12 protein-coding genes are annotated in these 13,219 nt (G+C 62.2%); 8 read left to right on the top strand and 4 right to left on the bottom strand.

Annotation, left to right across the window (positions count from 1 at the left end; translation table 11 throughout):
* Positions 1-10: 10 nt before the first annotated feature.
* The 4 genes from ACQ858_RS18815 to ACQ858_RS18800 form a co-directional block, all read right to left on the bottom strand.
* Positions 11-1,738, bottom strand: coding sequence for a glycosyltransferase family 39 protein (locus tag ACQ858_RS18815; RefSeq protein ID WP_431274106.1), 1,728 nt, complete (start codon positions 1,736-1,738; stop codon positions 11-13).
* A 127-nt stretch (positions 1,739-1,865) separates the two neighbouring features.
* Positions 1,866-2,696, bottom strand: coding sequence for a hypothetical protein (locus ACQ858_RS18810; protein ID WP_431274105.1), 831 nt, complete (start codon positions 2,694-2,696; stop codon positions 1,866-1,868).
* Positions 2,697-2,712: 16 nt separating this feature from the next.
* A complete protein-coding gene (locus tag ACQ858_RS18805) occupies positions 2,713-3,387 on the bottom strand; it encodes a TetR/AcrR family transcriptional regulator (protein WP_431276899.1) in 675 nt (224 codons plus the stop codon).
* A 115-nt stretch (positions 3,388-3,502) separates the two neighbouring features.
* Positions 3,503-3,991, bottom strand: a complete 489-nt coding sequence (locus ACQ858_RS18800; RefSeq protein WP_431274104.1) for a phasin family protein — start codon at positions 3,989-3,991, stop codon at positions 3,503-3,505.
* Between the two features lie 158 nt (positions 3,992-4,149).
* Between ACQ858_RS18800 and rfbB the strand changes: the two genes are divergently transcribed.
* From rfbB to ACQ858_RS18760, 8 genes are all read left to right on the top strand, one after another.
* Entirely contained in the window at positions 4,150-5,220 is a 1,071-nt protein-coding gene (gene rfbB, locus ACQ858_RS18795; RefSeq protein ID WP_431274103.1) for a dTDP-glucose 4,6-dehydratase, read from the top strand.
* The gene (gene rfbD, locus ACQ858_RS18790) at positions 5,217-6,107 is read left to right on the top strand and encodes a dTDP-4-dehydrorhamnose reductase (RefSeq protein ID WP_431274102.1); all 891 of its coding nucleotides are present in this window, start codon (positions 5,217-5,219) and stop codon (positions 6,105-6,107) included. Before rfbB ends, rfbD begins: the two co-directional genes overlap by 4 nt.
* A gap of 22 nt (positions 6,108-6,129) precedes the next feature.
* Positions 6,130-7,017, top strand: a complete 888-nt coding sequence (gene rfbA, locus ACQ858_RS18785) for a glucose-1-phosphate thymidylyltransferase RfbA (RefSeq protein WP_431274101.1) — start codon at positions 6,130-6,132, stop codon at positions 7,015-7,017.
* Between the two features lie 37 nt (positions 7,018-7,054).
* Positions 7,055-8,059, top strand: coding sequence for a GDP-mannose 4,6-dehydratase (locus tag ACQ858_RS18780; protein WP_431274100.1), 1,005 nt, complete (start codon positions 7,055-7,057; stop codon positions 8,057-8,059).
* Positions 8,060-8,070: 11 nt separating this feature from the next.
* Entirely contained in the window at positions 8,071-8,787 is a 717-nt protein-coding gene (locus ACQ858_RS18775; protein WP_431274099.1) for a sugar phosphate nucleotidyltransferase, read from the top strand.
* A gap of 5 nt (positions 8,788-8,792) precedes the next feature.
* Positions 8,793-9,719: an NAD-dependent epimerase/dehydratase family protein gene (locus tag ACQ858_RS18770; protein ID WP_431274098.1), complete on the top strand. Its 927-nt coding sequence runs from the start codon at positions 8,793-8,795 to the stop codon at positions 9,717-9,719.
* A gap of 72 nt (positions 9,720-9,791) precedes the next feature.
* Entirely contained in the window at positions 9,792-11,024 is a 1,233-nt protein-coding gene (locus ACQ858_RS18765; RefSeq protein WP_431274097.1) for a class I SAM-dependent methyltransferase, read from the top strand.
* Positions 11,025-11,083: 59 nt separating this feature from the next.
* A complete protein-coding gene (locus ACQ858_RS18760) occupies positions 11,084-13,192 on the top strand; it encodes a glycosyltransferase (protein ID WP_431274096.1) in 2,109 nt (702 codons plus the stop codon).
* Positions 13,193-13,219: the final 27 nt, after the last annotated feature.

The following is a 13,219-nucleotide window of genomic DNA, read 5'->3' as shown; positions in this document are numbered from 1 at the left end:
GACTGATTTTTCATTTCTTGATGACGACGATTCGTCGCTGGTCTTCGAAGACGGTATGCATCGGCAGGCCGCGCTGCTGCAGTTCCACCCAGGTCGGCTTGTCCATGTAGGCGGCGGCCTGGGGCAGCGATTCCCACTTGGCGGCGAATTCGTCGAGCGTCCGGATCCAGCGCTGCGGTTCCTGCAATTCTCCCAGGGCGAATTCGTCCGTGTACTCGACCAGCACCACATTGCGCCCGAGGTAGAACGGAAGCGTCTGATCGTACGCCCGGACGGCGAAGACGGGCGTCTCCGGCGTGATGTGCGGCTGCAGCGCGGCGGCCATCGGCGCGGCGCTCTTGAGCTGCCCGTAGGTGTTGTGCGCCTGCATGACGGCCAGGGTGGCGACGAGATGCGCGAACGCGAGGCTCACGACGGCCGCCGTGATCGCCCGCCGTCCGAGGCACCACCACGCTGCCAGCGCACCCAGCAGGAAGATCACCGCGCCCACCCGCGCTGCGCTGGCGAGCGGCTCCAGCACCGCGACCGGCGTGCTGATCGACGCGAAGCGCGCCGGATCGATGCTCAAGGCCAGCAGGAGAACCCATGCGAGCACCGGCAGCAGGAGATGCCAGCGCAGGGCCGAAAGGGCGGTGCGGCGCAGCTGCACGGTCACCAGCATGGCCAGCGCCGGGAACATCGGCAGGATGTACGACGGCAGCTTGGAGCCGGACGCGCTGAAGAACAGGAAGATGAAGACGCACCAGACGAGCAGCACGTCGCGCGCCGTGATCCCCGAGCGGCCTTGCGCCGCGGGGTCCTTGCGGAACAGCCAGGGAAGCGCCCCGGTCCAGGGCAGCATGCCGAGGAGCAGGAGCGGCACGTAGTACCACCATGCGCCCTCGCGCTGGTGCACCTGGGTCAGATACCGAGCGAAGTGCTCGTGGATGAAGAAGAATTCGGCGAAGGCCGGATTGCGCATCGAGACCAGCACGAACCACGGCGTCGCGAGTGCAAAGAAGATCGCCGGGCCCGACGCCCAGCGCATGCCCCGCCATAGCCCCATGTCGCGCCGCCACAGGCTGACGATCACCAGCACCGCGCCGGGGATGACGATGCCGACGAGCCCCTTGGTCAGCACCGCCCCGGCCATGGCCGCCCAGGCCAGCCAGATCCACCGGCGGCGCGCGCGTTGATCGGGATTGTCGAGCGCCAGCAGCACGCCGCACAGCGCCAGGGTCAGGAACAGCGTCAGGCCGGCATCGAGCGTCAGGAAATGGCTGTTGCCGATGAGCCAGGTCATCGATGCCGCGACGGCCAGCGCCTGGATACCGGCTTCACGGCCCCAGAGGCGGCCCGCGGTGAAGCCGACGGCCAGCAGGGTCAGGAAGCCCGCCACGCCCGGCCAGAGCCGCGCGGTGAACTCCGACACGCCGAAGCCGAGGAAGGCCAGCGCGCCGATCCAGTATTGCAGGATCGGTTTCTCGAAATAGAGCAGGCCGTTGAGCCGCGGCGTGACCCAGTCGCCGCTGCGCGCAATCTCGAGCGCCAGCGCGGCGTAGCGGCCTTCGTCGGGGCTCACCAGGGCACGGGTGCCGAGTGTGGCGAACCAGATCAGGCCCAGGATGACGAGGAGGGCCAGCAGGCTCAGCGAGGTCCGTGTCGAGACGCCGCGTGAGCCCGGCGTGGCCGGAGGGGTCCGTCGGGAGTCAGTCTCGGCGGCGGTCGCGCCCAAACCCTGATGGGCTATCGTTTTCATGAATCGTTGGCAGGCAGGAAATCAAAAGTAGCGTATCGAGACGGGACGCCCTGCGAAGCCGCCCCGAAGGTGCCGTATCCGGATGAATCTCAGGTGAACACACCCGCAGACCGGCGGAAATGGGCCGTCAGTCCGAAAGCCCCGTGCGTGCCAGCTCCACGTCCAGGCGCTCGCGCGCATCGGCCGGTTCGAGACCCGCCGCCTTCTCGTAGAGCCGCGTCGCATCGGCCATGCGCGAATCGCCGTGCAGCATCAGCAGCCCGCGAGCATATTCCATCAGCGCGCTGGCCGAATTCGGATTGAGCTGCAGGCCGCGCTCGAACAGCTCCACCGCCGTTTCCGCGTGCACCCCGTAGGTCATGCGGCCGACCAGGCTGCCGACCTTGTCGATGACCTCGGCATGGAAGGCTGCCAGAGCGACATGCGCGTCGGCATGGCGCGGTTGCAGCTCGATCACGCGCTCGAGTGCGCCCTTGACCTTCGAGCCCAGGCCCTGCGCCAGCGCGCGCGCCACGCTGATGCCTTGGCTGTAGCGGCCCAGCGCGTAGGCCTGCCAGTAGAGCGCCCGGCAGTTGTCCGGCTCGGAGGACGCCTGCGCCGCGGCGCGTTCGGTCACCTGCTTGAAGAGCGCGAGCCGCACGGACTCGCGCGGTTCGAGATAGTTTGCGTAGATCGCGGTGGCCTGGTTCGCGAGCGCCAACCCGTCGACGCCCTGCTTCAGCGCCAGCGTCACCGCCTGCTCGAATTCCCCGCTGTGGTAGAGCGCCCAGCCGTCCGCCAGCGGACCCGGCGCGGGCGGCGGCATCCATTGGCCCGCGTGCAGCCGGTCCCATTTCGCCAGCAGGCTGGAGCCGTCGAAGCGCGGGATGTCCCGGTAAGGCACCCGGGTCCACGGTCCGGAGGCGTTGCCGCCGCCGGAGGCCTGCACGGTGGTGGGATGAAGATCCGATGGCGTCATTCGTTGAGGGTGGAGGTCAGACCGTGACGGGTTGATCTTCGCCCGAATAGGCGTTGCTGAGTGTCAGCAAATGCCTCCGCTGTTCGGGGGCGAGATAGGGGGCGAGCAGGTGAAGCGTATGGTGCGCGCCGCGCAGCAGCGCGCCCTGGGCGTGCGCCGGCTCGAGCGCCTCGCGCGGATTGCGCACGTACTCGTAGCTGAGCCAGTAGGTCAGCACCACCACCATGCTCTGCGCGAGCGTGTCGACCTCCGGCGGGGCGATGTCGAGGTGCCCGGCCTGGCTCAGGCCGGCCAGAAGGGTTCGGATGGCCCGTGCTTTGTTCTTTAGTACTACCTGGAACTGGGTTTCGAGGTGCCGGTTCTTGCTCAGCAGATCGTTGAGGTCGCGGTAGAGAAAGCGATAGCGCCAGATCAGCTCGAACAGGCTGTGCATGAAGAACCAGGCATCCTCGACATCGTGCACGCCCTCGCTCGCATGCAGCAGTTCGTTGAGTTCGGATTCATAGCCCTCGTAGAGCCGGTTGATCAGCTCGTCCTTGGCGGGATAGTGGTAGTAGAGGTTGCCGGGGCTGATGTTGAGCTCGCCGGCCACGAGCGTCGTCGACACGTTCGGCTCCCCGAAGCGGTTGAACAGGTCAAGCGCGGTTTCGAGGATCCGTTGTGCAGTGCGGCGTGGCGCTTTCTTGGCCATGTCGTAGCCCCCGGTGTGTGTCTCCATCGGACACTCTAGCGCAAGTCCTCGAAAACGGGTTGATTCGACCACGACCCCGCGCGACTGTGCGGGGCCGAGGCAACGTCAGGCCGGGTCAGGCGCCGCGGGCGGGCTTGTGCCGCTGCGATGGCCTGGATGCGGTGTCGGCCGCTTTGCGCGCCGTCGTCTTGCGCGGTGCGGCACGTGCGGGCTTGGCGGCGGCATCGCGCCGCCGCAATTGCGCTTCGAGCGCCTCGACGCGCGCCTGGAGCGCCGCGACCTCCTGCGCCGACGGCATGCCCAGCTTTTCGAGCGCGCGCGCGACGCGGTCCTCGAAGATGTTCTCGAGCTTGCCCCAGCCGCCGGCGGCCCGGTTGCCGAACTCGCTGGCGAAGCCCGCCATGCGCGCCTGGGCCTGGGCCAGCGTGTCCTCGGCCGCCTGCTGCGTCCGCTTCTGCACGCTGACGCCGTCCTTCACCAGCGCCTCGAATGCCTTGCTGCCCTCCTGCTGCATCTTGGCGAAGGCGCCGAGGCCGGCGAGCCAGATTTGCTGGGCGGAGTCCTTGATGCGGTCGGTGGATTTGTCGTCGTCGGATGCGGCCATGGTGATTCCTTTTTGGGGTGATCGGAAGAATCTAGACCCGGAAGGGCGACCTCGTGTAGAGGCAGATGTCTAGCTTCGAATTGAAACATTTCCCGAATGGGATAATGCCCCGCTTGACCGCCGGCAGGCGATTATTTCGACAACAAAGAGGGACCCACATGATCCTGGTCACCGGCGGCGCCGGCTTCATCGGCGCCAATTTCGTACTGGACTGGATTGCGCAAGGCAACGAGCCGGTCGTGAATCTCGACAAGCTCACCTATGCCGGCAATCTCGAGACGCTTTCATCGCTCGATGGCAATGCAAAGCACGTCTTCGTCCGCGGTGACATTGGCGACAGCACCCTCGTCGACAAGCTTCTGGCCGAACACAAGCCGCGCGCAGTGGTGAATTTCGCGGCCGAGTCCCATGTGGATCGCTCGATCCATGGCCCCGAGGATTTCGTGCAGACCAATGTGCTGGGCACGTTCCGGCTGCTCGAGTCGGTGCGCGGCTACTGGAACGGCTTGTCGGGGGACCCCAAGGAAGCCTTCCGTTTTCTCCATGTGTCGACGGACGAGGTCTATGGCTCGCTCAAGCCCTCGGACCCGGCCTTCACCGAAGACAACAAGTACGAGCCCAACAGCCCGTATTCCGCGAGCAAGGCCGCGAGCGACCATCTCGTGCGCGCCTGGCATCACACCTATGGCCTGCCGGTGCTGACGACCAATTGCTCGAACAACTACGGGCCATTTCATTTCCCCGAGAAACTCATCCCGCTGATGATCGTGAACGCGCTGGCAGGCAAGTCGCTGCCGGTGTACGGCGACGGCATGCAGGTGCGCGACTGGCTCTACGTCAAGGACCACTGCAGTGCGATCCGGCGCGTGCTCGAAGCCGGCCGGCTCGGCGAGACCTACAACGTCGGCGGCTGGAACGAGAAGCCCAACATCGAGATCGTCAAGACCGTCTGTGCCTTGCTCGACGAACTGCGTCCGCAAGCCGATGGAAAGAGCTACCGCGAGCAGATCACCTACGTGACCGATCGCCCCGGCCATGACAGGCGCTATGCCATCGACGCGCGCAAGCTCGAGCGCGAGTTGGGATGGAAGCCGGCTGAAACCTTCGACTCCGGCATCCGCAAGACCGTCGAGTGGTACCTCGCCAACGGCGAATGGGTGCGCAACGTGCAAAGCGGCGCGTACCGCGAATGGGTGCAGAAGCAGTACGCGGGGGCGTCGGCGGCATGAAGATCCTGCTGTTCGGCAAGGGAGGCCAGGTCGGGTGGGAACTGCAGCGCAGCCTGGCGCCGCTGGGCGAGCTCGTGGCGCTCGATTTCGACAGCACGGATCTGCATGCCGATTTCAGCCAGCCCGAAGCCTTGGCGGACACCGTTCTCAAGGTTCGCCCGAACGTGATCGTGAACGCCGCGGCGCACACCGCAGTCGACAAGGCTGAGAGCGAGCCCGATCTGGCGCGCAAGCTCAATGCGACGTCCCCAGGCGTCGTGGCGCAGGCGGCGCAGCAGATTGGTGCGCTCATGGTGCACTACTCGACCGACTATGTGTTCGACGGCAGCGGCAGCAAGCCCTGGAAAGAGGACGATGTGACCGGGCCGCTCAGCGTCTACGGCAGCACCAAGCTGGAGGGGGAACAACTGGTCGCACAGCACTGCGCGCGGCACCTGATCTTCCGCACGAGCTGGGTGTATGCGGCGCGCGGCGGCAACTTCGCGAAGACGATGCTGCGGCTGGCGAAGGAGCGCGACCGCCTCACGGTGATCGATGACCAGTTTGGGGCGCCGACCGGGGCGGAACTGCTGGCCGACGTGACGGCGCATGCGATCCGCGACACGCTGCGTGATCCCGGCAAGGTCGGCCTGTACCACCTCGTGGCCGGTGGCGAGACGACTTGGCATGGTTATGCGCGCTTCGTTCTGGAACAGGCAAGGACGGCGGGTGTCGCCTTGAAGGCGGGTCCCGACGCTGTGGATCCCGTGCCGACCACCGCTTTTCCGACGCCCGCTGCGCGGCCGCACAACTCGCGACTGAATACGTCGAAGCTCCAGGTGGCTTTTGGCCTGATCCTGCCTCATTGGCAAACGGGCGTCGCGCGCATGCTGCGCGAAACGCTCTGATCGCATCGCAAAAAAGAGACCCATGACTCAACGCAAAGGCATCATCCTGGCCGGCGGCTCCGGCACCCGGCTTCATCCGGCCACTCTGGCAATGAGCAAACAGCTTCTGCCGGTGTATGACAAGCCGATGATCTATTACCCGCTCAGCACGCTGATGCTCAGCGGGATCCGCGATATCTTGATCATCAGTACGCCCCAGGACACTCCGCGATTCCAGCAACTGCTGGGGGACGGCAGTCAGTGGGGGATCAACCTGCAATACGCGGTTCAGCCGAGCCCGGACGGATTGGCTCAAGCATTCATCATCGGCGACAAGTTCATCGGCAATGCTCAGAGTGCGCTTGTGCTCGGGGACAACATCTTCTATGGCCACGACTTTGCGCATCTGCTGAGCAATGCTGACACCAACAAGGTCGGAGCCACCGTGTTCGCCTATCACGTGCTCGATCCGGAGCGCTATGGCGTGGTGGCCTTCGACGCGAACGGCAAGGCGATTAGCATCGAGGAAAAGCCCAAAAAACCCAAGAGCAGCTACGCGGTGACGGGACTGTATTTCTACGACAACCAGGTTGTCGACATCGCCAAGGCCGTCAAGCCCAGCGCGCGTGGCGAATTGGAGATTACGGCCGTGAACCAGGCCTACCTTGAGCGCGGCCAACTCAACGTGCAGATCATGCAGCGTGGTTATGCCTGGCTCGACACGGGGACGCATGAAAGCTTGCTGGAGGCGGGGCAGTTCATCGCCACGCTCGAGCATCGACAGGGTCTCAAGATCGCCTGCCCCGAAGAAATTGCCTGGCGGAGTGGCCTCATCGACAAGGAGCAATTGGCGCGTCTGGCGGCTCCACTGCAAAAGAATGCCTACGGCAAGTACCTCAACGGCCTCCTGAATGACGAGCTGCATTCTTGACTCTGGCCGACCGAACAATATCTCTCATCCACGCAACATGCAGACTTCAAGCATCAACCTGGCAGGTCAAAAATATCTTGTCACCGGCGCCGGCGGCTTCATAGGCAGCCATCTCGTGGAGGCGCTGGTTCGTGCGGGTGCCGATGTCACTGCGATGGTCAAGTACGGGTCGGCATCGAGCTGGGGAAACCTTGACTTCGTCGGCGGTGATGTGAAGGGCAATTTCCGTGTCGTGGCCGGCAATATCGATGATGGCGATTTCGTCATGCATGCGATGCAGGGCATCGATGTGTGCTGCCATCTGGCGGCGCTGATCGCCATTCCGTATTCGTATGTTGCTCCGCGCAGCTATGTGCGCACCAATGTCGAAGGGACTCTGAATGTGGTGGAGGCTGCACGCAGACTGTCGGTGCGTCGGGTCGTGCATACCAGTACCTCCGAGGTCTATGGCACCGCCCTGCGGGTGCCGATCGACGAGACTCATCCGCTGCAAGGCCAATCGCCCTATTCGGCTTCCAAGATCGGGGCAGACAAGATTGCCGAGAGCTACTACCGCTCGTTCGATACCGGCGTGGTGACGCTGCGTCCGTTTAACACCTTTGGCCCACGACAGTCTGCCCGCGCTTTCATTCCGACCATCATCTCGCAGGCGCTGACGCAGGACGTGATCAAGCTCGGCTCATTGACGCCGGAGCGCGACATGACCTTCGTGACCGACACCGTCGCCGGCTTCGTCGCGGCATCGACCACGCCCGGCATCGAAGGCCAGACGATCAACCTCGGCACGGGCTCCACCTACACGATCGGCCACTTCGCTGAGCGCATTCTTCGCCTGATGGGCGTCGAGAAGGAGATCGTCGCGGATGCCGCTCGCATGCGTCCGGACAAGAGCGAGGTGCTCAAGCTCGTTTCCGACAATGCACAGGCCGCCAAGACCATGGGTTGGACCCCGAAAGTGGATCTCGACGAAGGATTGCGTCAAAGCATCGACTTCATTCGCGACCACATTCATCTGTACCGACCGGCGGTTTATAACGTTTGAGTGGAGTGAGCATGAAAGCAGTAATCATGGCCGGCGGCAAGGGCACGCGCCTGCAGCCGTTTACAGCGTCGTTTCCGAAGCCGCTGATGCCATTGGGCGATATGCCGGTACTTGAGCTTCTTCTTCGCCAATTGCGCGGCGCCGGCGTGGAAGAGGTATATCTCGCGGTCAATCACCTGCACCATTTGATTCGCGCCTTTTGCGGCGATGGCTCGCGTTTCGGTCTGAAGATTGAGTACAGCCTTGAGGACACCCCTCTTGGAACCGCGGGACCTCTCGGAGCCTTGATCAACGACGTTGGCGACGATTTCATCGTCACCAATGGCGACCTACTCACGACCTTCGATTTCGCAAAGCTGGTCAGGACGCACGCCGAGCGCGAGTCGGATGCGACGATCTGCGTATACGAGCGGGAGGTCAAGATCGATTTCGGGCTTATCCAGGTGGATTCGGAGATGAATCTGCAGGGCTATCTCGAAAAGCCCATGAGCAAGCATCTGGTGAGCATGGGTCTGTATGTGCTGAACCGGGATGCCGTCGCGCCTCACGTCAGACCCGGGGCCCATCTCGACATGCCGGATCTTCTCCTCAAGATGCGCAACGCAGGCAGCAAGGTCCGTTGCCATCATCAGCCGGAGAGCTTCTGGCTGGATATTGGCCGGCCGGACGACTACGCAACGGCGCAGAAGATGTTTGACGAGAATCGCGGTCTGTTCCTGCCAGCTTGACTGCGATGCGCGTACTCGTCACAGGAGCCAGTGGGTTCATTGGTCAAGCTGTACTCAAGGAGCTCAATACCCGCGGCTTCGAGACGTTCGTCGTGAGCAGGCTGGCACGAGCGGCCATCGGACGGGAAGCCTGCAGGGTTCTCGCAGACCCTTCTGATGCGAGCCAGGTTCGGGATTTGGTCGAGTCGTTGGCGCCGGATGTCGTGTTGCACCTGGCTGGCGTGTCGACAGCCAAATCGTACATGGAGCTCTACCAGGCCAATGTCGTGTTTGCCGCCAACCTGTTGGACGCATTGCTGGCGACGTCTCGCAAGCCGCGGATTGTCCTCGCCGGCAGCGCGGCTGAGTATGGTCCTGTGCATGAGACCTTGTTGCCGGTCCGTGAGGATTGCGTTTGCCGGCCCAATACCGCCTACGGCGCCAGCAAGCTGGCCCAGACCTCCCATGCTGGCATCGCGATGGCGCGTGGACTGCCGGTCACAGTCGCACGGCTCTTCAATCCCATCGGGCCAGGCATGCCTCGTTCCCTCGCGTTGGGCAGTTTCGCTCATCAGATTGCGCAGATGGGGCCGAGTGGCGGAATCCTTTCCACCGGGAATCTCGACGTTGTGCGCGACTTCATGGACGTAGCCGCGACTGCGAAGGCGCTCGTTGATTTGTCCCAGAGCGATAAAGCACTGGGGGAAATCGTCAACGTTTGCACGGGGGAGGGGCTGCGACTGCTCGATCTCACGCAGCGTCTGATTCGGATCTCCGGTGTCGAGGTCACGCTTCGGAGCGACGAGGCGCGCCGGGGCAACAGCGACGTGAATGCATTTGTCGGGGATCCGTCGAAGCTGCGGGCGCTGGGCTTCGGCCTGGCGGCGCTGAATGTCGATGAAGTGCTTGAACAAATACTGAGCCGCGCGCGCGCCAGCGCGGGTATCAGCTAAATAAAGACTCTCAGAGGGCGGGCGCGGTGGGCGCCATCGACCCATTCTGATTCCCATGGGAAAAAGCGACAGATGATCTGCAATGCCTGTTCCGGCTCGAGCTTCAAACAATTCGCCGTTCGTGATGACGGCATGGAGATCAAGCAATGTACCCAGTGTGGGCTTGGGGTTGTGGCCCATCTGCCTGAAAGCACGGAGGCGTACTACGACGACAACTACTACGTAGATGGAGGAAGTAGCGGCTATGTGGACTACAGCTTCATGGCCGAACATGGACTTGGATGGACCGCGGCGTTGGTCAAGTTGCTCTGCAACGGCGGGCGAATCCTTGATATCGGGTGCGCCGATGGCTACCTTCTGGACAAGTTCAAACCCGACTTCGAGAAGTTCGGTATCGAAGTCAATGCCAAGGCGGCAGCGCAAGCTCGGGACAAGGGCATCACGATCCTGGGCAACGATCTGCTTGATCCACGGCTGGTCCAGGATCAGGGATCGTCATTTGACGTCGTAACCTCGATTGCCGTGTTTGAGCATCTGCTTGGATTCCGAGAGGGGTTCAAGGCGGCGATCGATCTACTCAAGACCGACGGGTTCATGGTGTTCGAGGTTCCGGTGATGTCCGCCACCCAAAGCAACGCCGCATGGATGCAAAGCTCGTTCGAGCACATCTACTACCCGACAGAAAAGTCGATTCGGTACATCGTCGAAAACACCCTCGGCTGTCAGCTTGTAGGCGCTGAACTTCCCATCAAGGACTACGCTTCGACCTACGTGGGAATCGTGACGCGCGATCTCCGGCAGTTCGAGCGAATCAAGGCTGTCTTCGATCGCGTCATGCGAGCGGACTTCGCAAGCGATCGAGCGGACGAGGTCAGGGCATCGACCCACTTGCACCTGCTGCATGCCGGACAGGCCACGGAAGCCTCGGTGCTTTCGCTCAACGAGCTCGCCACCGGCGAGATGACTCCTCAGTTGCTTGCTCGTATCGCTCAGCTCTGGTCGTTCGATCTGAGGCGTTTGGGCGTGCGGGTCTTGCAGGGCGTTGAGTTGAACGCCGCGAAGATTGAGATCGCTCGCCTCAAGGCAGATCTTGAAGTGGTGCAAAACGATGCCCGGCTCAATGCGGCGCGTGCGACGGAGGCCTTGAACTTCGAGATCAGACGGGCTGCCCGCGAGTTGGGCGACGCGGTGGCGCTCCGAAAAAGCTGTCGCTCGCCGAAGCTCGGGCGACCGACATGGAGGCTCGTGCGCTGCATGCATCGGCTCGTCTCGACGCCATCGAGAGGAGCTCCTCCTGGCGCATGACGGGGCCGATACGGCGGTTGGCGGGACGCTATCCAAGAGCCGCGCGACGTGCGCGGCAATTGGCCAAAGTCGTGTGGTGGACGTTGCAGGGAACGATCCTGGATCACACCCGGGAGTTCATGCGTCGGCGTGCCCATCGGACGACGGCGGCTGTCCACAATAGTGCCGCGACGGATGAGCGGCTGCTCACGGCGAAGCTGCTTCCGGAAACGGCAATGGCGCCCGGCCTCGTCGATGAACCGACGGGGTCCGCTTGGCCCTTCGATCGTCCATTGGTGAGCGTCGTCATTCCATGCTTCAACTATGGGCATCTGGTCGGCGAAGCCATTCGCTCGGTCGAAGCGCAGACATTCCAGGACCTGGAAATCATCGTGGTGGAAGGCGGATCGAGTTCGCCCGAATCGCGCGAACGCCTGATCGAAGCCATGTCTGCTGGATCGCCCCGCGTACGACTGCTGATTCAGGACAAGCCATATCGGGCGGGTGCGAACCGGAATTTCGGGATCAGTCACGCCAGGGGCAAATACATCTGCTGCCTGGATGCGGACGACCGGCTGGCGCCGACCTTTGTCGAAAAGGCGGTCTTCATGCTTGAGCACTCTGGCTACGACGTCGTGTCGCCGGGGCTTCGGGTCTTCGGCAATAAATCGGAGGTATGGACCCCCCATGACCGGCCGACGCTAGACATGCTCGTCGAGGCGAACAATGTCGTCACTTGCGCGATGTTCAGGAGAACCTACTGGCGAGAAGCAGGAGGTTACCGAGACTCGGATCCTGCAACCGGTCACATCCACGAGGACTGGTTGTTCTGGGTGCGTTTGGCAGCGCTCGGCGCGCGATTTGTCAGTATTCGCGAACCGCTTCTCGAATATCGCAGCCATGGCAGGACACTCAGCAACGGCCGCTCGGTCCTTGAGAACGAGGTGCAGAAACTCCAGATTCAGCGGTTCAACGCCGATGTTCTGACCGAGGAGAACCTGCTGGCGGCGAGACAGAAAAGCGCCACCAACCCGCCTAGGCCGCCGCAGACTTTTCAGCATCGCCCGGTGCGATCCACTGCGAAGCATGGTCCGACTGTGCTGTTGGCCATGCCCTTCCTCATATTGGGCGGTGCAGAGCGCTTGCTGAGCTCCGTCGTCGCGCATCTCACGAAGAGTGGATGGCGCGTGATTGTCGTGACGACAATACCGATTGATCAGTCTCATGGCGATACAACCTCCTGGTTCTCGCCGTCCACGACGGAAATATTTCATCTTCCGCGTTTTCTCGATCAGGAATACTGGCGAGACTTCCTGAATCATCTTGTTGATTCCAGAGCGGTAGACGTGGTCTGGGTGGCAGGAAGCGCATTTGTGTACGACTACCTGCCTGCGCTGAAGCTCAGACATCCCACGCTTGGCGTGGCCGATTTGCTTTTCAATACCGTTGGTCATACCACTAACAATAGGCGTTACGCCGACTGTATCGATCTGACATTCGTTGAAAACAGGGAAGTCAAACAATGGCTTCTGGAGGCCGGCGAATTGAACGATCGAATCAGTCTTGTGGAAAGCGGTGTTGACTTGAAGAGCTATGCGCCGGCCGAGGTCAATCAGGACTTCCTTGATTCAGAGGGCATTCCAACTGGCGCGATCGTGGTAGGTTATTTCGGTCGGTGGTCGGACGAAAAAGATCCGATCGGATTCGTGGAAATTGCAAAGCTTGTGTCCGAGGAACTCGACGTCGTCTTTGTAATGACCGGAGCGGGTCCTTTGGACGCAAACCTGCAGGAAGCGATTGCGTCGGCCAAATTCCCGAAGGGCCGATTCCTAATGAAGGGAGCGGTTCCGGATATCAAGCCCTATGTCCAGGCCTGTGACATCCTGGTGCTGCCATCCAAAATGGATGGTAGGCCTACGGTGGTCATGGAGGCACTTGCAAGCGGAGTGCCTGTGGTGGCCTCTCGTGTTGGGGCATTGCCCGAAATCTTTGAGGATGGACGCCAAGGTTATTTGTGCACTCCTGGTGACTACAAGAGCTTCGCCGAGTCCATCACCGAACTCGCGCTGGATGAGCGGAAATTGACGCAATTCAAGCACGATGCCAGACTGCTGGCGGAAGAGCGTTTGAATATTCAGACGATGCTTAAAACTTATGAAACAGGGCTGCGCAAGCTTATCGGAGCTTGATAAGTGTCCACTGCGAGGCAATCTGGT

Origin of the sequence: Variovorax ureilyticus, assembly GCF_050632185.1 — a bacterium.
GTDB classification, from domain to species: domain Bacteria; phylum Pseudomonadota; class Gammaproteobacteria; order Burkholderiales; family Burkholderiaceae_C; genus Variovorax; species Variovorax ureilyticus_A.
This window is presented reverse-complemented; position numbering and strand designations above follow the sequence as displayed.